The sequence below is a fragment of the Micromonospora sp. NPDC004551 genome, from assembly GCF_040609975.1.
Lineage (GTDB): Bacteria > Actinomycetota > Actinomycetes > Mycobacteriales > Micromonosporaceae > Micromonospora.
This window is the reverse complement of sequence record NZ_JBEXLM010000028.1, coordinates 29,088-49,269: the sequence shown is the minus strand read 5'-3', so window position 1 is coordinate 49,269 and position 20,182 is coordinate 29,088. Positions and strand designations below refer to the sequence as shown.

The window sequence follows — 20,182 nt, the reverse complement described above, 5'->3', positions numbered from 1 at the left end:
GCGACCGACCTCCCCGTCGTCCGTGGCCGCACGACCGGCGCGGAGCGCCGGGTACGCCTCGGCGGTGCAGCATACGGCACCAGGGCTCAGCCGACGGGTAGTCCCTCCGGGCCGGCCCCGCGTACCGACCGGGTCAGCTTCCGGTCGTCGCTCCACAGGAAACAGCGCACCCCCCGGTCGCCCTCCTCCCACTCCCGCTGGGACGGCGGGTAGAAGATCGAACCGGCCCGGTACGGCAGGTCGGCGTTGTTCGGCACCGCGGCGAAGGCGGCGATCAGCGCCATGCAGCGGCGATGCACCTGCGGGGCGGCCCTGCCGAACTCCGCCCAGCTCATGTCCCGTTCCTCGAAGACGCCGACGAACTCGGCGCGGTGCGGCTCGGTGCACAGCACCGGGGCCATGTAGTTCAGGTTCTCGCCGATCAGCTTCGGGTCGAAGCAGCGGTGCACCAGGGGGCTGTCGCCCACCATGGCGCCGCGCAGGCTGCCCACCCGGTTGACCGGCCGGGTGTTGTCGATGCTGTCGGTCTCGGCCAGGTCGCAGCGGAACCAGCGGGCGCCGGCCGCCCAGGCGGTCACCGGGGGAAGCGCGATGTTCAGGGTGAGCCGGGCGGAGTGCCAGTCCCCGCCGATCACCTCCCGCGCCCGCTGGTCGCACTCGGCGCGGGCGGTACGCAGCGCGGGCGAGCCCGGCTCCGGCCGTGCGCCCTGCGCCGCCGGCCCGGCGAAGGTGCCGACGTGCACGGCCTCGGCCAGGTGGCTGCCCCCGCAGTTCACCGTCTCGTAGGTCGCGGCCTGCACCACGGGGGTGAGCCGGGGCAGGCAGGCGTCCGTGGCGGGCACGAACAGGCGCGGCGCCGGCAGCGCGGCCCAGTCGTCGGTGAGGTCCCCGTCGGCCCGGTGCGGTGGGACGCAGCCGGTCAGGGCCACCGTCGCCGTGCCGGCCAGCGCGAGCGCCAGGAGCCACCGTCGCATCGTCCGCCCTTCCCGGGAGATGACAGCCGGTCGCCCGCGGCCCGTGCGTGTTCCCCGGGGCCGGGCGTGCAGCATACGTGACAGTCCCTGTAGGAGTTTCGTCCTGTTTCGAGCGATCGGCCAGTCGCGGGTGCCTATTCGTGCCGACTTTCCGCCGCGGGCCGCCGGATTCTGCACCGAGGGTCACGGCCGGGTCGCAGCGGGTTCCTGGCGGTGCCGCGCTGCGGACGCCCGGTGACCGTCTTCGTACACTGGCCCGGTGACCGTACCGCCGCTGATCGTCGCGCCCAGCATCCTGGCCGCCGACTTCGCCCGCCTCGCCGACGAGGTCCGCGCCGTCGAGCACGCCGCGGACTGGTTGCACGTGGACGTCATGGACAACCACTTCGTACCCAACCTGACCATCGGGCTGCCGGTGGTGCAGAGCCTGCGTGCGGCGACCCAGCTCCCCTTCGACGTGCACCTCATGATCGAGGACCCGCGCCGCTGGGCGCCCGGGTACGCCGACGCCGGGGCGTACAACGTGACGTTCCACGCCGAGGCGTGCGACGACCCGGTGGCGCTGGCCAAGGACCTGCGCTCGGCCGGTGCGAAGGCGGGGCTGGCGATCGACCGGGACACCCCGATCGAGCCGTACCTGGACCTGCTGCCGAGCTTCGACACGCTGCTGATCATGACGATCAAGGCCGGCTTCGGCGGCCAGCGGTTCATCCCGCAGCTCCTGGACAAGGTGCGCACCGCCCGGCGGCACGTCGCGAGCGGCCACCTGGAGCTGCGCATCGAGGTCGACGGCGGGATCGCCGCGGACACCATCGAGCAGGCCGCCGCGGCGGGCGCCGACGCCTTCGTCGCCGGCACCGCGGTCTACGGCGCCGACGATCCGGCCGAGGCGGTCCGCCGGCTGCGCGGCCTGGCGGAACGCGCGACGACCGGGGCCTGACATGGACCCGGCCGGCGACCGACCCGACGTGATCCTGGTCGTCGACGACGACGAGGACATCGCCCGCTTCGTCGAGTTCAACCTGCGGCTGCACGGGTTCGAGGTGCTGCACGCCGGCGACGGCCAGGAGGCCCTGGAGGTCATCGAGCGGCACCGGCCGGACCTGGCCGTGGTCGACCTCATGATGCCCCGGATCGACGGCCTGGAACTGACCCGCCGGCTGCGCGCCGACCCGATGACCTCCGCCCTGCCGGTGATCATGCTGACCGCCAAGGGGATGACCTCCGACAAGGTCAACGGCCTCAGTGCGGGCGCCGACGACTACCTGGTCAAGCCCTTCGACACCGCCGAGCTGGTCGCCCGGGTCAGCTCCACGCTGCGCCGCAACAAGGAGTTCCGGGAGGTCTCGCCGCTGACCGGGCTGCCCGGCAACAGCCGGATCCGGCGGGAGATCAGCGACCGGGTGCGCAGCGGCGTCGACTACGCCGTCGGCTACATCGACATCGACCGGTTCAAGAGCGTCAACGACCGGTACGGCTTCGTCCGCGGCGACGAGTTCATCTCCGCGCTGGCCCGCAGCCTGCACCGGGCGGTGGTCTCGATCGGCCTGCCGCCGGCCTTCCTCGGCCACGTGGGCGGCGACGACTTCGTCATCGTCTGCACCCCGTCCCAGGTGCGGCCGCTGACCAGCCGGGCCGTCGTCGACTTCGAGAAGGCCGCCGACGCCCTCTACGACCCGACCGACCGGGAGCGCGGCTTCGTCGAGCTGAAGGACCGGCGGGGCAACATCCGGCGGGCCGCCCTGGTCACCCTCTCCATCGGTGTCTCCCTGTCCGATTCCGGCAAGCGGTTCACCGATCCGCTGGAGGCGATCGCCGTCGCCTCCGAGATGAAGACGGTCGCCAAGAGCCAACCCGGCTCGTACGTGGCGGTGGACCGCCGCCGCGGAGTTACGTGATCGTGCTCAGTTCCCTGTGAGGTAGCTCGCCTCTGTGGCGTGAGCCCCCACCCGGCGTGTAAGACTTCCCGTGTACCCACCACGCGCTGGCGGGGCTCGGTGAAATTCCGAACCGGCGGTGATCCACGGTCCGACCGTGGTAAGCCCGCGACCCGGACGGCTTCGGCCGGACGGTGGACCTGGTGAGAATCCGGGGCCGACGGTTGGGGTGCGGCTCGTCCGCCCCCAGACAGTCCGGATGGGAGACAGCGCGCGGGACGGGGAGGGCCCTGCCGGGCGCTGAGCACCCTCAGCCGCCGCGTGGGCTCCCCGGGGTCGGCTGTGCCGTCCCCGGATCTCCGCCGCCGCGTGTCCGCGGCACCCCGTGCCGCCCCGCTCCCGTGACCCGCCCGCGCGCGACCGGCGAGCGAGAGGGCAGGACAGGGCGATGGCGAGCGTCTCCGTGGACGAGGCGATGCGTCGCGCGATCGCGCTGGCCGCCCGCGGCCTCGGCGCCACCAGCCCCAACCCCGTGGTCGGCTGCGTCCTGCTGGACGCCGACGGCGAGGTCGTCGGCGAGGGCTTCCACGCGTACGCGGGCGGTCCGCACGCCGAGATCGTCGCGCTGGCCCAGGCCGGCACGCGGGCCCGCGGCGGCACCGCCGTGGTCACCCTGGAACCCTGCGACCACACGGGCCGCACCGGCCCCTGCAGCCACGCGCTCATCGCGGCCGGCGTGGCCCGCGTGGTGGTCGCCGTCCCGGATCCCAACCCGGTCGCCTCCGGCGGCGCCGCCACCCTGCGCGCCGCCGGCGTCCAGGTCGACACGGGGGTACGCGCCGAGGAGGCCGAGGCCGGCAACGTCGCCTGGCTCACCTCGATGCGCCGCGGCTGGCCGTACCTGATCTGGAAGTACGCCGCCACCCTCGACGGGCGGTCCGCGGCGGCCGACGGCACCAGCATGTGGATCACCTCCGAGGCGGCCCGGATCGACGTGCACGCGCTGCGCGGCACCGTCGACGCGGTGATCGCCGGGGTGGGCACCGTGCTCGCCGACGATCCCCGGCTCACGGCCCGCAACCTGCGCGACGGCACCCTGGCCATCCGGCAGCCGCTCCGGGTGGTGGTGGACAGCTCGGGGCGTACCCCGGCCGAGGCCCGGGTCCGCGACGGCGCCGCCCGGACCTGGGTGGCGACCGCCGCGGAGGTCGGCGCCGGCCCGGACGGCCGGGTCGACCTTTCGGCCCTGCTCGCGGAGCTGCACCACCGCGGCGTGCGGGCCGCGCTGCTGGAGGGTGGCCCCACCCTGGCCGGCGCGTTCCTCGCCGCCGGCCTGGTCGACAAGATCGTCGGGTACGTCGCGCCGAAGCTGCTCGGCGCCGGCCCGACCGCGCTGCTGAACGCCGGCGTGACCACCATCGCCGACGCCATCGACCTGGAGCTCACCGACGTTACGCAGGTCGGTCCCGACCTGCGGATCACCGCGCTGCCCCGGAAGAGGGAGGCCTGACATGTTCACCGGCATCGTCGAGGAACTGGGCGAGATCGTCCGGACCACGGAGACCGGGGGTGACTCGGCGCTGGTCGCGGTCCGCGGCCCGCTGGTCACCTCGGACGCCCGGCACGGCGACTCCATCGCGGTCAACGGGGTCTGTCTCACCGTGGTCGACGTCGAGGGCGGGATCTTCACCGCCGACGTGATGGGGGAGACGCTGCGCCGCACCGCGCTCGGGGCGCTGCGCCCCGGCGACCCGGTCAACCTGGAGCGGGCGGCCGCGCTGAACAGCCGCCTCGGCGGCCACCTGGTGCAGGGGCACGTCGACGGGGTCGGCGAGGTGCTGTCCCGGGAGCCCGCCGCCCAGTGGGAGACGGTCCGGTTCCGGCTGCCCGCCGGGCTGTCCCGATACGTGGTGGAGAAGGGCTCGATCACCGTCGACGGCATCTCGCTGACCGTCGCGGAGGCCGGCGACGACTGGTTCTCGGTCGGGCTGATCCCCACCACCCTCAAGCTCACCACCCTCGGCGCCAAGGGCGTCGGCGACCCGGTCAACCTCGAGGTGGACGTGCTGGCCAAGTACGTCGAGCGGCTGCTCGGCGACCGCGTGGCCGGAGGCGACCGGTGACGGGCCCGCTCGGCTGGCTGCTCGACGCCCAGGTGCACGTGGCCGGCTCGCCGGTGCTGGTCCGCGAGATCGTCGGCAACGTCTTCGGCCTCGCCTCGGCGCTGCTCGGGCTGCGCCGCGTGGTCTGGGCCTGGCCGGTCGGCATGATCGGCAACGCGCTGCTGTTCACCGTCTTCCTCGGCGGGGTGTTCGCCACCCCCCAGGCGCACGACCTCTACGGCCAGGCCGGCCGGCAGGTCTTCTTCTTCGCGGTCAGCGTCTACGGCTGGTGGCGCTGGTCGCGCAACCGCCGCTCCGGCGGCGGGGAGCAGCCGGCGGTCGTCCCGCGCTGGGCCACCTGGCGGGAACGGCTGGGCCTGCTCGCCGCTGCGGCGGTCGGCACCGCGGCCGCCTACCCGGTGCTGGCCGCGCTCGGCTCCTGGGGGCCGCTGCCGGACGCCTGGATCCTGGTGGGCAGCCTGCTGGCCACCTACGGCATGGCCCGCGGCTGGGTGGAGTTCTGGCTGATCTGGATCGCCGTCGACGCGGTCGGCGTGCCCCTGCTGCTCCAGGGCGGCTTCTACCCGTCGGCCGCCATGTACCTGATCTACGGCGGGTTCTGCGCCGCCGGCCTGTACGCCTGGTGGCGCACCTCCCGCGCGACCCCGCCCGCCCGCACCCCGATCCCGCCGACGTACTCGGAGGCCGTGGCATGAGCGAGCGAAGCGAGCGAATCAGCAGGTTCAGTGCATTGGTGCCTCATGGGGGCACGGAGCGAAGCGGAGTGCCGGCATGAGTGCCTTTGGGAGCATCGAGCAGGCGGTGGCGGACATCGCCGCCGGCCGGCCCGTCGTCGTGGTCGACGACGAGGACCGGGAGAACGAGGGCGACCTGATCTTCGCGGCCGAGCTGGCAACCCCGGAGCTGGTCGCGTTCATGGTCCGCTACACGTCCGGCTACATCTGCGTGCCGCTCACCGAGAGTGAGTGCGACCGGCTGGACCTGCCGCCCATGCACCACACCAACCAGGACCGGCGGGGCACCGCCTACACGGTGACCGTGGACGCGCGGGAGGGGGTCAGCACCGGCATCTCCGCGGCCGACCGGTCGCACACCATCCGCCTGCTCGCCGCCGCGTCGACCGACCCGACCGACCTGGCCCGCCCCGGGCACGTGGTGCCGCTGCGCGCCCGCGAGGGCGGGGTGCTGCGCCGCCCCGGGCACACCGAGGCGGCCGTGGACCTGACCCGGCTGGCCGGGTTGCGCCCGGCCGGGGTGCTCTGCGAGCTGGTCAACGACGACGGCACCATGATGCGCCTGCCCGACCTGGAGAAGTTCTGCGCCGAGCACGGGCTGACCCTGATCACCATCGCGGACCTGATCGCGCATCGGCGGCGCGCCGAGAAGCAGGTCGAGCAGGTCGCCGAGGCGCGGATGCCGACCCCGTACGGGGTGTTCCGGGCGCTCGGCTACCGCGCCGAGCACGACCCCGCCGAGCACGTGGCGCTGGTCATGGGTGACCTGGGCGACGGGCGGGACGTGCTGGTGCGGGTGCACTCCGAGTGCCTCACCGGGGACGTCTTCGGCTCGCTGCGCTGCGACTGCGGCCCCCAGTTGCAGGCCGCGCTGGCCCGGGTGGCCCAGGAGGGGCGGGGCGTGGTGCTCTACATGCGCGGGCACGAGGGGCGCGGCATCGGCCTGCTGCACAAGCTCCAGGCGTACCAGCTCCAGGACCAGGGCCGGGACACCGTGGACGCGAACCTCGACCTGGGGCTGCCCGCCGACGCGCGGGACTACGGCACCGGCGCGCAGATCCTCTACGACCTCGGCGTCCGCTCGATGCGGCTGCTGACCAACAACCCCGCCAAGCGGGCCGGCCTGGAGGGGTACGGCCTCACGGTGAGCGGCCGGGAGGGGCTGCCCGTGCGGTCCAACCCGGAGAACGTGCGCTACCTGCGCACCAAGCGGGACCGGATGGGCCACCTCCTGGAGGGGCTGGACGAGGTGACCGAGGCGCCGATGGGCCGCCCGGTGGCCGGCGACGAGATCGGAGCGTAGACATGGCGGGATTCGGCGAACCGGGCGTGGCCGCGGTGGACGCCGGCGGGCTGACCGTCGGCATCGTGGCCGCGCGCTGGCACGGCGACCTCACCGACCACATGGTCGACCGGGCGGTGGCCGCCGCCGAGGCGTGCGGCGCGCGGTCCGTGGTGGCCCGGGTGGCCGGCTCGGTCGAGCTGCCCGTGGTGGCCCAGGCGATGGCCCGCCGGTACGACGTCGTGGTCGCCCTCGGCGTGGTGGTGCGGGGTGCGACCGCGCACTTCGACTACGTCTGCCAGTCGGTCACCGAGGGACTGACCCGGGTGGCGCTGGACGAGGGCAAGCCGGTGGCCCACGGGGTGCTCACTGTGGAGACCATCGAGCAGGCCCGGGACCGGGCCGGGCTGCCCGGCTCCGCGGAGGACAAGGGCTGGGCGGCCACCGTCGCCGCGCTGGACGCCGCTCTGGCCATCCGGGGCCTGGACGCCGCCAACGGCCACCGGGTCGGCTTCGGCGCCTGAGACTCCGTTCGCGCACACGGCTGACGGGCCGCCTCCCTGGCGGCCCGTCCGGCGTCTCCCGCGCGGCCGTGCCGCCCGGGCGTCAGCGCCTCAGCGGCGCCGCAGCCGCACCGCGAACGTGATCGACGCGAGCAGCGGCCACAGCACCCAGCCGTAGAGCCCGACCAGCCAGGTGGTCTGGAAGACCGGCGACGGCACGACCACCCCGGCCACGCTGCTGAGACCGGTGACGGCGAGGACGATGCCGAGCCAGCACAGCCAGCGGGCCACGATCCGCCCGCGAAGGGCGGCCAGCGAGAACGCACCCATGAGCAGCGACTGGGCCACCACGGCGACCTCGCCCAGCATCTGCCCGACGTGGGCGGTGGCGTACCAGGTCTGCACCGTGGCGTCGTCGAGCGTGGCCAGGTCGGGCAGCACCCAGAGCAGGGTGAACCCGGTGACGAGCGTGTTGATCGCGGCCAGCAGACCGCCACCGAGCAGCGTGATCCCGCCGAGCACCGAGTTCGGCACGGCCTGCCGGACGAGGTTCGCGAGGGCCGCGGTGAGCACCAGCAGCGCGACGACGGAGAGGACCCCGGCGAACGCGTTGAGCTGCAGGGTGGACGCGGCGTCGGCGGCCCAGGCCCGGATGCCGGCGGCGTCCGTCCGGCCCACCTCCGGCGACTCGGGGGTCCAGGTGCCGAACATCAACGCGAACAGGGCCAGCGAGGCACCAGCCGCGACGCCCAGGCCGGCTCGCGCCGGAGCCTGCGGGGTGACCGGTTCGACGTCGGCACCGGTAGTGATCGTGGACATGCGATCTCCAACGTGGTGAGGAGGGTTCTGCCTGCCCCTCGACTCTTCGCCGGTCCGCGCCCCGGAGGCGATGGACGCCCGTCCCCGCCGTGCCCGCCGACCGCCCGGACGGAACGGGACGAACGTCCCGCGACAGTGGGACACCGGCGACGTTAGGGTCGTCCGCACCGCCGGAAGCGAGGAGGGTCCCGTGGCAGGTCGCGGCGCCGCCCGTGCCGTCGCCATCGGCAGCCTCGGCCTGTCGATCGCCTGCTACGGCCTGACCGTGGTGGGGGCGGCCTTCGTCTCCGGCGTGACCCCGCCGACCGCCGCGGACCTCGTCTGGTTCACCGGGTTCCTGGCCTTCCCGCTGGTGGGCGCGGTGATCGCGGTGCACCGGCCGGCCAACGGCGTCGGCTGGCTCTTCCTCGCCGTCGGTGTGCTCCAGTTCGGTGCCGCGATCCTCGACGGGCTCGCCCAGCACGCCCTGGCGGCCTGTCCCGGCTGCCCGACGGGTCCGATACTGGTCCTCGCGCAGAACGCGCTGTTCGCGGTCGCGTGGGTCTGCGCCACGACCTACCCGCTGCTGCTGTTCCCGGACGGCCGTCCGCCGTCGCCGCGCTGGAGCTGGGTCCGCTCCGCCACGACGGTCGCACTGGTGGTCCTCGTGGCCTCGGTCGTGGTGACGCCGGGCCGGGTGACCGAGGACGACGCGGTGGCCAACCCGTTCGGCGTGCCGGCGCTGGCGGGCCTCGCCCCGCTGATCACGAACGTCACCCTGTTCGCGCTGCTCGCTTTGACCCTGGTGGCGATGGCGTCGTTCATCGTCCGCTGGCGCCGGGCCGGCGGTGTGGACCGACGCCGGCTGGCCTGGTTGGCGCTGGCCGCCCTGATCTTCATCGGCACGACGCTGGTCGGCCTGCTCGTCGACCGGTGGACCGCGCCGTGGGTGGGCGCCCTGCTGGAGGGCGCCGGCATCGCGGCCCTGCCGGTGGCCACCGGGATGGCCGTCCTCCGGGCCAACCTGTTCGACATCGCCACCGTGCTCGACCGCACGCTGACCTACACCGCCCTGTCCGCGATCGTGGTCGTCACCTACCTCGGCTGCCTCGCGGTGACCTCCGCGCTGCTCGACCCGGCGGGGAGCCGGGGTTCCGCGCTGGTGGCGACCGCCGTGGTCGCGGTCTCCCTCAACCCGGTGAAGGACCGCCTGATGAGCGGGATCGACCGGCTGCTCTTCGGCGACCGGGACCGCCCGTACGAGGTGGTGACCCGGCTGGCCGAGCGGCTGTCCCGTACCGAGGCGCTGGAGGAGCTGCTGCACGCCGTCCCGGAGACGCTGACCACCATGCTGCGCGTGCCGTACGCCCGGGTCGTGCCCGGCGACCCGGTCGACCCTCCGGCCGACGCGCAGCCGTTCCCGCTGGTCAGCAACGGCCGGCAGGAGGGGATCCTGCTGGTCGGGCGGCGCAGCGGCGGGACGCCGTTCGAGGCGCGCGAGCTGGATCTGCTGGCTGACCTCGCCGGGCAGATCGCGGTCGCCGTGCGGGCGGCCCGGCTGGAGGAGGACCTGCGCGAGTCGCGGGAGCGCATCGTCCGCGCCCGCGAGGAGGAGCGGCGCCGGTTGCGGCGGGACCTGCACGACGGGCTGGGGCCGCTGCTCGCGGCGGCCAGTCTCCAGGTCGACGTGCTCGCCGAGCGGGTCGCCGCGGACCCCGCCGCGCACCCGCTCGCCACGAAGATCAAGGCCGTGATCGGCCAGTCGGTGTCGGACGTGCGGGAGATCGTGCACGGACTGCGCCCGCCGTCCCTGGACGACCTCGGTCTGCCGGGGGTCGTACGCGAGCACGCCGCCGCGTTGCGGGCCACCGGTCTGGACGTCGAGGTGGACTGTGACCACGAGCTGCGGGTCAGCAGCGCGGCAGTCGAGGTCGCTGCCTACCGCATCGTCACCGAGGCGGTGACGAACGTGGCCCGCCACGCCCGCGCGACCACCTGCCGGGTCCGGATGGCCCTCCGGGACGGCTGGCTGCGGTTGGAGGTCACCGATGACGGGTGCGGGCTGGACGTCCCGCACCGGGACGGTGTCGGCCTGTCGTCGATGCGGGAGCGGGCCGACGAGCTGGGCGGCACGTTCGTCGTCGAGCCGCGTACCGGCGGTGGCACGACGGTGCGGGCCGAACTTCCGGTGCCCGTCGCGGCCGGGAGGAGTTGAGATGCCGGACCCGGTGCGGGTGCTCCTGGTGGACGACCACCCGATCTTCCTCGACGGGCTGTGCACGGCGCTGGACGGGCTGCCGGGGATCGAGGTCGTCGGCACCGCCGCCGACGGCGAGACGGCCCTGCTCGAGGTCGGGGAGCTGCGGCCCGACGTCGTGTTGATGGATCTCGCCATGCCGGGCATCGGCGGAGTCGAGGCCACCCGGCGGATCACCGCCCGGGGCGACGCCGCGGTGCTCGTGCTGACCATGCATGCCGACGACGAGTCGGTCTACGCCGCGATCCGCGCCGGCGCGGCGGGCTACCTGCTCAAGGGCGCCGCCCGCAGCGACGTGACGCGGGCGGTGGCCGCCGTGGCAGCCGGCGAGGCCGTCTTCGGCACCGAGATCGCCCAGCGGGTGCTGCGGTTCTTCGCCGACGGCCCCCGGTCACCGTCGGCCCGGCCGTTCCCGGAGCTCACGCCGCGGGAGATGGAGATCCTCGACCTGGTGGCGCAGGGGCTCGGCAATCAGGCGATCGCCCGCCGGCTCTCCGTCGCCCCGAAGACCGTCCGCAACACCGTGTCGACCATCCTCGGCAAGCTGCACGCCGCCGACCGGGGCGAGGCCGTGGCCCGGGCGCGGGCCGCCGGGCTGGGACAACTGCCGGGCCGGCCGGCGACGATCTGACCGCCATCCTGCGGGAACCGGCCGACCCGGGGGAGAGCGTCACCCGGGGCGGCTGGAAGAATCGCCTTCCGTGAAGACGTTCGAGGAGTTGTTCGCCGAGCTGCAGGCCAAGGCCGCCGCCGGCGCCCCGGGCTCGGGCACGGTCGCCGCCCTGGAGAAGGGTGTGCACTTCATCGGCAAGAAGGTCGTCGAGGAGGCGGCCGAGTCGTGGATGGCGGCCGAGCACGAGGGCCCGGAGCGGGCGGCCGAGGAGATCTCCCAGCTGCTCTACCAGGCCCAGGTGCTGATGCTGGCCACCGGTCTCGAGCTGAAGGACGTCTACCGACATCTGTGAGTGCCCCGTCCGCTGATCACCTCGTCGATCGAAGGAGCACTCCCATGCTGCGTGTCGCCGTACCCAACAAGGGCGCCCTGGCCGAGTCGGCCGCCGGGATGCTGCGCGAGGCGGGCTACCGCCAGCGCACCGACCCGAAGGACCTGGTCTGCCGGGACGAGCCCAACGACATCGAGTTCTTCTACCTGCGCCCCAAGGACATCGCCACCTACGTCGGCTCCGGCGACCTGGACGTCGGCATCACCGGGCGGGACCTGCTGGTCGACTCGGGCGCGCCGGCCGAGGAGGTCGTCGACCTCAACTTCGGCCGGGCCACCTTCCGGTTCGCCGCCCGCCCCGACGACGTGGACTCGGTCCAGCAGCTCGGCGGGCACCGGATCGCCACCGCGTACCCGGGGCTCGTCGAGCGGCACCTGGCCGAGCTGGGCGTCAAGGCCGAGGTGATCCGGCTGGACGGCGCGGTGGAGAACGCCATCCGGCTCGGCGTGGCCGACGTGGTCGCCGACGTGGTGGAGACCGGCGCCACCCTGCGCCAGGCCGGCCTCGTGGTCTTCGGCGAGCCGCTGCTGCGCTCCTCGGCGGTGCTGGTCCGCCGGGCCGGCGCGTCCGGCGGCGCCCAGCAGGAGCAGCTGCTGCGCCGGCTGCACGGCGTGCTGGTCGCCCGCCGCTACGTGATGCTCGCCTACGACGTGCCGGCCGGCCTGCTGGACCGGGCCAGCTCGCTCACCCCGGGCATCGAGTCGCCGACCGTCTCCCCGCTGCACCGCGAGGGCTGGGTGGCCGTGCAGGCCATGGTGCTCCGCGACGACGTGCACCGGATCATGGACGAGCTGTACGAGTTGGGCGCCCGGGCCATCCTGGTCACCAACATCCACGCCTGCCGCCTGTGAGGCCGCTGCCGGTCCCGGCCGCCCTGGCCGTCGTCGTCGTGGGCGGGGTGGCCTCGGCCGCGCAGGGCGTGGTCAACGCCGAGCTGGGGGAGCGGGCGGGTGACCCCCTCGTCGGCGCCATGGTCAACAACCTCGGCGGGTGCCTCATCGTCCTGCTGGGGCTGGTCACCGTCCCGGCCATGCGCGCCGGTCTGGCCGGGCTGCGCCACTCCGGCCTGCCCTGGTGGGCCTACCTGGGCGGGCTGGGCGGCGCCGCGATCGTGGTGATCGGCCCGATCGTGGTGCCGGCGCTCGGGGTGGCGGTCTTCACGATCGCCCAGGTGGCCGGGGGCAGCCTCGGCGGGCTGGCCGTCGACCGGGCCGGCCTGGCCGCGACCGGCCGGCTGCCGCTCACGGCGTCCCGGGTCGTCGGTGCGCTGCTCGGGATCGGCGCGGTGACCATGGCCCAGCTCGGCCGGCCGGTCGGCGACCTGGCGGTCGGGCTGGTGCTGCTCTCGGTCGTCGGCGGCCTGGCGGTGGCGCTGCAGTCCGCGCTCAACGGGCGGGTCGCCGCGGCGATCGGGCCGGCCGCCGGGCTGGCGCTGAACTTCGCGGTCAGCACGTCGGTGATCGCCGCGGTGGCGGCGCTGGCCGGGGCCCTGGCCACCCGTCCGAGCTGGCCCGCCCAGTGGTGGCTCTACGTCGGCGGCCTGTTCGGCGTCGGCATCGTGCTCGCGCTGCTGGTCGGCGTCCGCGCCGCCGGGGTGCTGCGCACCGGCCTGGCGCTGGTGGCCGGGCAGCTCGGCGGGGCCCTGGTGCTGGACGTGGCGCTGCCCGGTGGCGCCGGGGTGCGGCTGCCGGTGCTGGCCGGGGCGGTGCTCACCGGGGTGGCCGTGGTGGTGGCCGGCGGGCGGCGGCGCGCCCCGCGCCGTGTGGCGGCAGAACGCGAGCCCCGGCCGGATGGCAGACTGGTTCCGTGAACGAATCAGTGGTGACCGTGCGGCCGCGGCGGGTCCGGGTGGTCTGCTGGGCGTCGGCCGTCACGCTGCTGGTGGTGTTCAGCCTGGTGGCCACCTCTTTGACCGGCGCGACCGGCGACGGCTACGGCACCTTCCAGCGGGGCGACCAGCTCGCCATGGTGGGGCTGGGCGTCTTCGGTGCCCTCGGCTTCCTGCTTTTCACCCGCCCCCGGGTGGTGGCCGATGTCCGGGGTGTCCGGGTCCGCAACGTGATCAGCTCCTACGAGCTGCCCTGGGAGGTGATCCGCGGGGTCCGGTTCGACCGGGGCGCCCCGTGGGCCAGCCTGGAGCTGCACGACGACGACCTGCTGCCGATGGTCGCGCTCCAGGCCGCCGACAAGGAGCGGGCGGTGGAGGCCGTCCGCGCCCTGCGCCGCCTGCACCAGGCCCACCTGGCCGCCCTGGCCGGTGACCCGGCCGCCCCGCGCTGACCCGGTTTGGGGCGGCCTGGGCCGAGGGTGTAGTGTTGCGGGGTCGACCAGACTGCCCTGCGGGCGGTCCTGAAGCGGAGCGCCTGCTCCCACCCGAGTCGCCCCCGTAGGTGGCCGGGTCCCGGTCTCCCGGTTCCGGGCACGTCCCGGTCCCGGATGCGCGATCCTGTGATCGTGCCGACCGGTCGAGTGGGCCCTGGCATACGCCGGGGCCTTCTGCTTTCCGGGTCGGCTCCCGTCCGGGAGCCCGCGGAGTCGGCACCGTAGGAGACTCGACTCGAGGAGGCCCCATCAGCGTCGAACCACGCGTGAACGAGCAGATCCGGGCACGTGAGGTCCGACTGGTCGGCCCTGAGGGTGAGCAGGTGGGCATCGTCCCGCTGGAGCGCGCCCTGCAGCTGGCCGCGGACGTCGACCTGGACCTGGTCGAGGTTGCGCCGATGGCGCGCCCGCCGGTGTGCAAGCTCATGGACTTCGGCAAGTTCAAGTACGAGAGCGCACTGAAGGCGCGCGAAGCGCGGCGTAACCAGCAGCAGACCGTCATCAAGGAGATGAAGCTCCGGCCGAAGATCGACCCGCACGACTACGAGACCAAGAAGGGTCACGTGGTGCGGTTCCTGAAGGCCGGCGACAAGGTCAAGGTGACGATCATGTTCCGCGGTCGCGAGCAGAGCCGCCCGGAGCTGGGTTACCGGCTCCTGCGCCGGCTCGAGTCCGAGATCACGGACCTGGGATACGTCGAGGCCGCGCCGAAGCAGGACGGCCGAAACATGATCATGGTTCTCGCTCCGCACCGGGCCGTGAAGGCCTCCGCGGTCGCCGCCACGGCGTCCCGCGGCGGGCCCCGCGACCGCGCGGCGGAGGAGTCGGCCGCCCCGGCAGGTGGCGAGACCCCGGCGGCCGGCGAGACCGCAGCAGCCGGTGAGACCGGCCCGACCGCTGAGACCAGCGGCCAGTAACAGGGAGAGACGTTCCACATGCCGAAGATGAAGAGCCACACGGGTATGGGCAAGCGGGTCAAGGTGACCGGCAAGGGCAAGATCGTTGCCCAGCAGTGCGGTCTCCGCCACAACCTGGAGAAGAAGCCCTCCACCCAGACCCGGCGGCTGACCGGCACGGTCGAGCTGGCCAAGGCCGAAACCAAGCGAATCAAGAAGCTGCTCGGCCGCTGACGCGCGCCACCTGAACCGAAGAAGGAGTTGAGATGGCACGCGTCAAGCGGGCTGTTAACGCCCAGAAGAAGCGTCGTACCCTGCTGGAGACCGCGAGCGGCTACCGCGGTCAGCGCTCCCGGCTCTACCGCAAGGCCAAGGAGCAGGTGCTGCACTCGATGCAGTACTCCTACCGGGACCGTCGCGACCGCAAGGGCGACTTCCGGCAGCTCTGGATCCAGCGGATCAACGCGGGCGCCCGGGCCAACGGCCTGACCTACAACCGGCTGATCCAGGGCCTGCGCCTGGCCGGCATCGAGGTCGACCGCAAGATCCTGGCCGACCTGGCCGTCAACGACGCCGCGGCGTTCGCCGCGATCGTCGAGCTGGCCCGTGCCGCCGTGGCGGCCGAGGGCACCGGTGGCGCCGCGGCCCAGGCCGCCTGATCCACCCGTACCAGCAGATCGAGGCGTCTCCCATGCCGTCAGCACCGCACGGGAGGCGCCTCGACGCTGTTCCCGGTCCGTTCACCCCGCGTACCCCGCGGGTGGTCGCCGCCCGCCGGCTCCAGCGCCGGCGGGACCGGGAGACCACCGGCCGGTTCCTGGCCGAGGGTCCGCAGGCCGTCCGCGAGGCGCTCGCCCGGGCCGGCACCGTGGTCGAGCTGTTCGGCACCCCGGCCGCCCTGGACCGGCACGCCGACCTCGCCGCGCTGGCGGCCGGTGCCGACGTGCCGGTCTCCGAGGTCACCGACGAGGCCCTGGCCGCGCTCGCCGAGACCGTCGCCCCGCAGGGCCTGGTGGCCGTCTGCCGGCACCTCGACGTACCCCTGGACGCCGCCCTGGCGCGCGGGCCGCGCCTGGTCGCGGTGCTGGCCGAGATCCGGGACCCCGGCAACGCCGGGACCGTGCTGCGCACCGCCGACGCGGCCGGCGCCGGCGCGGTGGTCTTCGCGGGCGACGCCGTCGACCCCTACAACGGCAAGTGCGTGCGGGCCTCCGCCGGCAGCCTGTTCCACGTCGACGTGGTCCGCGCCACCGACCCGGTCGCCGTGGTCGCGGCGCTGCGGTCCGCCGGGCTCACCGTCCTCGCCACGACCGGGTACGGCGACAGCGACCTCGACGACCTCGCCGACGCCGGCCGGCTCGCCGCACCGACCGCCTGGCTCTTCGGCTCGGAGGCGCACGGGCTGCCCGCGGAGCTGACCGCCGCGGCCGACGCCCGGGTCCGGGTGCCGCTGCACGGGCGCGCCGAGAGCCTGAACCTGGCTGCGGCCGCGGCCGTCTGCCTGTACGCTTCAGCGAGAGCTCTGCGCCGACCCGCGGGTCCGCGCGGCCACACAGCAGGGGAGTCAGCCGGATGATGAACGCGCCACGGCGTTCGTTTAGCCAGCCCGCCGGTGTCGGCGGGCGGCGGGCCTGACCCTTCCTCCTGCGCGATCTCCCACCGGCGGGCTGCGGCGAAGCCGCGCGTCCGTAGACTCGCCTAGCCGCCCGTGAGGGCCGGCGCCGCCGTGAGGGAGTGCCCGTACGCCATGAGCTACCGCAACGATCCGTACGACCCGAAGCAGGTCGCCCTGCTCGACCCGGACGCCCTGGCCGCGGCCGTGGCCGACGCCGAGAAGGCGTTCGCCGCCGCCGCCGACCCGGACGCGCTGACCGCGCTGCGCCCGGCGCACCTCGGGGACCGGTCCCCGGTGTCGCTGGCCCGCCGGGAGATCGGCGCGCTGCCGCCGGCCGCGAAGTCCGACGCCGGCAAGCGGGTCAACGAGGCCCGCCGCGCCGTCGAGACCGCGTACGCGGCCCGCCAGGAGGTCCTGGAGCGTGAGCAGGCCGAGCGGGTGCTGGTGGAGGAGCGGGTCGACGTGACCCTGCCCTACGACCGGCGGCCGCGCGGCGCCCGCCACCCGCTGAGCACCCTGATGGAGCAGATCAGCGACCTGTTCGTCGGGATGGGCTACGAGGTGGCCGAGGGGCCCGAGGTCGAGCTGGAGTGGACCAACTTCGACGCGCTGAACATCCCCGCCGACCACCCGGCGCGTGGCCTCATGGACACCTTCCACATCGCGCCCCCGGCCGGTGCGGACAGCTCGGGCCTGGTACTGCGCACCCACACCTCGCCGGTCCAGGCGCGCACCATGCTGACCCGCAAGCCGCCCATCTACGTGGTGGTGCCCGGCCGGGTCTACCGCACCGACGAGCTGGACGCCACCCACGCCCCGGTCTTCCACCAGGTCGAGGGCCTGGTGGTCGACAAGGGCATCACCATGGCGCACCTGCGCGGCACGCTGGACCACTTCGCCCGCGCAATGTTCGGCGAGGGCGCGAAGACCCGGTTCCGGCCGCACTACTTCCCGTTCACCGAGCCGTCCGCCGAGTTCGACGTCTGGTTCCCGGAGCACCGGGACGGTCCGCAGTGGGTCGAGTGGGGCGGTTGCGGCATGGTGAACCCGCGGGTGCTGCGCGCCTGCGGCATCGACCCGGAGGTCTACTCCGGATTCGCCTTCGGCATGGGCATCGACCGGACGGTGATGTTCCGGCACGGCGTCAGCGACATGCGGGACATGGCCGAGGGCGACGTGCGGTTCACCCGCGCGTTCGGGGTCTGACGGTGCGGGCACGAGTTACGGAGACGGTGGTTTAACAGTCATGCGAGTTTCTGTCAGTTGGCTGCGGGAGCACGTCGACCTCCCGGCCGACCTGCCCACCGGCGACCTGGAGCAGGCGCTGGTCGACCTCGGCATCGAGGTCGACTCCGTGGTGGACCTGCGGCAGACCGTCACCGGGCCGCTGGTCGTCGGTGAGGTGCTGGAGATCGAGGAGCTGACCGGCTTCAAGAAGCCGATCCGGTTCTGCCGGGTGGACGTCGGCGCCGCCAACGGCACCGGCGAGCCGCAGGAGATCGTCTGCGGGGCGCGCAACTTCGCCCAGGGCGACCGGGTCGTGGTGATCCTCCCCGGCGGCGTGCTGCCCGGCGACTTCCACATCGGCGCGCGGAAGACCTACGGGCGCAACTCCCACGGCATGATCTGCTCCGCCAAGGAGCTGGGCCTGGGCGACGACCATTCGGGGATCATCGTGCTGCCCGAGGACAGCCCGGCCAAGCCCGGCGACGACGCCCGCCCGGTGGTCGGCCTCGACGACGTCGTGGTCGAGCTGGAGATCACCCCGGACCGCGGGTACGCGCTCAGCGTCCGGGGCCTCGCCCGCGAGCTGTCGCACGCCCTCGGGGTGCCGTTCCGCGACCCGGCCGACCTTCCGGCGCCGGGCGCGACCGCCGAGCCGGCGTACCCGGTCGAGGTGCGCGACACCGTCGGCTGCGACCGGTTCGCCGCGCGGATGGTCCGCGGCGTCGACCCGACCGCGCAGACCCCGGGCTGGATGTCCCGGCGGCTCACCGTGGCCGGCGTCCGCAGCATCTCGCTGCCGGTCGACATCACCAACTACCTGATGCTCGAACTCGGCCAGCCGATGCACGCCTTCGACGCCGACCGGATCAGCGGCCCGCTGGTGGTCCGCCGCGCCGAGCCGGGGGAGAAGCTGACCACGCTGGACGGAGTCACCCGCACGCTGGCCGCCGAGGACATGGTCATCTGCGACGACACCGGGCCGGTCTCGCTGGCCGCAGTGATGGGCGGCGAGACCAGCGAGGTCGTCGCCACCACCACCGACGTGCTCTTCGAAGCGGCGCACTGGGACCCGGCCATGGTGGGGCGCACCGCGCGGCGGCACAAGCTGTTCAGCGAGGCCGCCAAGCGCTGGGAGCGGGGCGTCGACCCGGCCCTGCCGCTGGTCGCGCTGGAGAAGGCGGTCCGCCTGCTCACCGAGCACGCCGGTGGCACCGTCGGCGACGAGATCCTCGACGTCGACCACGTCCGGCCGCGTACCCCGGTGACCCTGCCGGTGGACCTGCCGTCGCGCCGGGTCGGCGTGGCGTACCCGCCGGAGCGGGTCGTGGAGCTGCTGGAGCAGGTGGGCTGCGCGGTCACCGCGGGCGCCGACCGGCTCGGGGAGGACCCGGGCGAGACCGGCGTCGCCACCGCGGCCGGCGGTGCCGTGCTGAGCGTCACCCCGCCGACCTGGCGGCCCGACCTCACCGACCCCGCCGACCTGGTCGAGGAGGTGGTCCGCCTCGACGGCTACGACCGGGTGCCGTCGGTGCTGCCCACCGCGCCGCCCGGCCGCGGCCTCACCGCGCCGCAGCAGCGCCGCCGGGCGGTCGCCCGGTCGCTCGCGGAGCGCGGGTACGTCGAGGTCCTGGCGCACCCGTTCGTCTCCGCGGAGCTGGCCGACCAGCTCGGCCTGCCGGCCGACGACCCGCGCCGCCCCGCGGTGCGGGTGGCCAACCCGCTGTCCGAGGAGGAGCCGCTGCTGCGCACCACGCTGCTCGGCCCGCTGCTCGGCATCCTCAAGCGCAACGTCGGCCGGGGCCAGCGGGACGTGGCGATCTACGAGATCGGCGTGGTGTTCCACCCGCGTCCCGGCGTGGGCGCCCCGCCGGCCATGGGCGTGGACCGGCGCCCCACCGACGAGGAGTTCGCGCGCGCCGACGCCGTCGTGCCGGCCCAGCCGCGGCACGTCGCCGTGGTGCTCACCGGGGAGCTGGAACCGGCCGGCTGGTGGGGCGCGGGCCGCCCGGCCGGCTGGGCGGATGCCGTCGAGACGGGCCGGACGGTGCTCGCCGCCGCCGGCATCCCGGCCGACCGGGTCACCGTGCGGGCCGCCGAGCGCGCGCCCTGGCACCCCGGCCGCTGCGCCGAGTTGCTGGTGGACGGCACCGCCGTCGGGTACGCCGGTGAGCTGCACCCCACCGTGGTGGCCACGCTGGAGCTGCCCCGGCGGACCAGCGCCATGGAGCTGGACCTGGACGCGCTGCCCGAGGCGCCGGTGGTGTCCGGCCCGGCCGTCTCCACCTTCCCGCCCGCCCTCATCGACGTGGCGCTCGTGGTGGACGAGTCGGTCCCGGCCGCCGAGGTGGAGCGGGCCCTCGCCGAGGGGGCCGGCCCGCTGCTGGAGGACGTCCGGCTCTTCGACGTGTACGCGTCCGAGCAGCTCGGCGCGGGTCGCCGGTCACTGGCGTACAAGCTGACGTTCCGGGCCCCGGACCGCACCCTCGCGGGCGAGGAGGCGGTGGCCGCCCGCGACGCGGCGGTGGCCGAGGCGGCCCGCCGCTTCGGCGCCACCCTGCGCGGCGCCTGAC

Annotated in this window: 21 protein-coding genes and 1 riboswitch; of the genes, 19 read left to right on the top strand and 2 right to left on the bottom strand. The window is 74.4% G+C overall.

What is annotated here, in order from left to right; genetic code table 11:
* Positions 1-86: 86 nt before the first annotated feature.
* The gene (locus ABZW14_RS26915) at positions 87-974 is read right to left on the bottom strand and encodes a septum formation family protein (RefSeq protein ID WP_355351550.1); all 888 of its coding nucleotides are present in this window, start codon (positions 972-974) and stop codon (positions 87-89) included.
* Positions 975-1,233: 259 nt separating this feature from the next.
* Between ABZW14_RS26915 and rpe the strand changes: the two genes are divergently transcribed.
* The 7 genes from rpe (at position 1,234) to ribH (ending at position 7,514) form a co-directional block, all read left to right on the top strand.
* On the top strand, positions 1,234-1,914 hold the full coding sequence (gene rpe, locus ABZW14_RS26910; protein ID WP_355351548.1) for a ribulose-phosphate 3-epimerase: 681 nt from the start codon (positions 1,234-1,236) through the stop codon (positions 1,912-1,914).
* A 1-nt stretch (position 1,915) separates the two neighbouring features.
* Positions 1,916-2,872, top strand: coding sequence for a response regulator (locus ABZW14_RS26905; protein WP_091263806.1), 957 nt, complete (start codon positions 1,916-1,918; stop codon positions 2,870-2,872).
* An 81-nt stretch (positions 2,873-2,953) separates the two neighbouring features.
* Positions 2,954-3,126, top strand: a riboswitch (FMN riboswitch).
* Positions 3,127-3,299: 173 nt separating this feature from the next.
* Entirely contained in the window at positions 3,300-4,361 is a 1,062-nt protein-coding gene (gene ribD / locus ABZW14_RS26900; RefSeq protein ID WP_355351546.1) for a bifunctional diaminohydroxyphosphoribosylaminopyrimidine deaminase/5-amino-6-(5-phosphoribosylamino)uracil reductase RibD, read from the top strand.
* A 1-nt stretch (position 4,362) separates the two neighbouring features.
* Positions 4,363-4,974 carry a riboflavin synthase gene (locus ABZW14_RS26895; RefSeq protein ID WP_355351544.1) on the top strand — a complete coding sequence of 204 codons (612 nt, stop codon included), beginning with the start codon at positions 4,363-4,365 and terminating at the stop codon, positions 4,972-4,974.
* The gene (gene pnuC, locus ABZW14_RS26890; RefSeq protein ID WP_355351542.1) at positions 4,971-5,669 is read left to right on the top strand and encodes a nicotinamide riboside transporter PnuC; all 699 of its coding nucleotides are present in this window, start codon (positions 4,971-4,973) and stop codon (positions 5,667-5,669) included. The genes ABZW14_RS26895 and pnuC overlap by 4 nt, the downstream gene beginning before the upstream one ends.
* Before the next feature lie 76 nt (positions 5,670-5,745).
* The gene (locus tag ABZW14_RS26885) at positions 5,746-7,011 is read left to right on the top strand and encodes a bifunctional 3,4-dihydroxy-2-butanone-4-phosphate synthase/GTP cyclohydrolase II (RefSeq protein ID WP_355351540.1); all 1,266 of its coding nucleotides are present in this window, start codon (positions 5,746-5,748) and stop codon (positions 7,009-7,011) included.
* Positions 7,012-7,013: 2 nt separating this feature from the next.
* Positions 7,014-7,514, top strand: a complete 501-nt coding sequence (gene ribH / locus ABZW14_RS26880) for a 6,7-dimethyl-8-ribityllumazine synthase (RefSeq protein ID WP_355351538.1) — start codon at positions 7,014-7,016, stop codon at positions 7,512-7,514.
* Positions 7,515-7,604: 90 nt separating this feature from the next.
* Here ribH and ABZW14_RS26875 read toward each other — a convergent pair whose 3' ends face one another.
* The gene (locus ABZW14_RS26875) at positions 7,605-8,312 is read right to left on the bottom strand and encodes a hypothetical protein (RefSeq protein ID WP_355351536.1); all 708 of its coding nucleotides are present in this window, start codon (positions 8,310-8,312) and stop codon (positions 7,605-7,607) included.
* A gap of 190 nt (positions 8,313-8,502) precedes the next feature.
* Here ABZW14_RS26875 and ABZW14_RS26870 point away from each other — a divergent pair, with 190 nt between their 5' ends.
* The 12 genes from ABZW14_RS26870 to pheT all read left to right on the top strand — a co-directional run bounded on the left by ABZW14_RS26870 (position 8,503) and on the right by pheT (position 20,181).
* A complete protein-coding gene (locus ABZW14_RS26870; RefSeq protein ID WP_355351534.1) occupies positions 8,503-10,506 on the top strand; it encodes an ATP-binding protein in 2,004 nt (667 codons plus the stop codon).
* 1 nt (position 10,507) lies between these two features.
* Complete coding sequence (locus ABZW14_RS26865) at positions 10,508-11,179, top strand: response regulator transcription factor (protein ID WP_355351532.1); 672 nt, start codon at positions 10,508-10,510, stop codon at positions 11,177-11,179.
* Positions 11,180-11,231: 52 nt separating this feature from the next.
* Complete coding sequence (locus tag ABZW14_RS26860; RefSeq protein ID WP_315974656.1) at positions 11,232-11,513, top strand: phosphoribosyl-ATP diphosphatase; 282 nt, start codon at positions 11,232-11,234, stop codon at positions 11,511-11,513.
* A 44-nt stretch (positions 11,514-11,557) separates the two neighbouring features.
* On the top strand, positions 11,558-12,403 hold the full coding sequence (gene hisG / locus ABZW14_RS26855) for an ATP phosphoribosyltransferase (RefSeq protein WP_355351530.1): 846 nt from the start codon (positions 11,558-11,560) through the stop codon (positions 12,401-12,403).
* Positions 12,400-13,362 (top strand): DMT family transporter, encoded by a 963-nt coding sequence (locus tag ABZW14_RS26850; RefSeq protein WP_355351528.1) that lies wholly within the window; start codon positions 12,400-12,402, stop codon positions 13,360-13,362. The genes hisG and ABZW14_RS26850 overlap by 4 nt, the downstream gene beginning before the upstream one ends.
* Positions 13,359-13,832, top strand: a complete 474-nt coding sequence (locus ABZW14_RS26845; protein WP_355351526.1) for a PH domain-containing protein — start codon at positions 13,359-13,361, stop codon at positions 13,830-13,832. Before ABZW14_RS26850 ends, ABZW14_RS26845 begins: the two co-directional genes overlap by 4 nt.
* A gap of 308 nt (positions 13,833-14,140) precedes the next feature.
* Entirely contained in the window at positions 14,141-14,791 is a 651-nt protein-coding gene (infC, locus tag ABZW14_RS26840) for a translation initiation factor IF-3 (RefSeq protein ID WP_355351524.1), read from the top strand.
* Between the two features lie 18 nt (positions 14,792-14,809).
* Positions 14,810-15,004 carry a 50S ribosomal protein L35 gene (gene rpmI / locus ABZW14_RS26835; RefSeq protein ID WP_355351522.1) on the top strand — a complete coding sequence of 65 codons (195 nt, stop codon included), beginning with the start codon at positions 14,810-14,812 and terminating at the stop codon, positions 15,002-15,004.
* 32 nt (positions 15,005-15,036) lie between these two features.
* Positions 15,037-15,429, top strand: a complete 393-nt coding sequence (gene rplT / locus ABZW14_RS26830) for a 50S ribosomal protein L20 (protein ID WP_091263835.1) — start codon at positions 15,037-15,039, stop codon at positions 15,427-15,429.
* 32 nt (positions 15,430-15,461) lie between these two features.
* Positions 15,462-16,346 (top strand): RNA methyltransferase, encoded by an 885-nt coding sequence (locus tag ABZW14_RS26825; RefSeq protein WP_355351520.1) that lies wholly within the window; start codon positions 15,462-15,464, stop codon positions 16,344-16,346.
* A 171-nt stretch (positions 16,347-16,517) separates the two neighbouring features.
* Complete coding sequence (gene pheS / locus ABZW14_RS26820; RefSeq protein WP_355351518.1) at positions 16,518-17,591, top strand: phenylalanine--tRNA ligase subunit alpha; 1,074 nt, start codon at positions 16,518-16,520, stop codon at positions 17,589-17,591.
* Between the two features lie 40 nt (positions 17,592-17,631).
* Positions 17,632-20,181 (top strand): phenylalanine--tRNA ligase subunit beta, encoded by a 2,550-nt coding sequence (gene pheT / locus ABZW14_RS26815; RefSeq protein ID WP_355351516.1) that lies wholly within the window; start codon positions 17,632-17,634, stop codon positions 20,179-20,181.
* Position 20,182 lies beyond the last annotated feature (1 nt).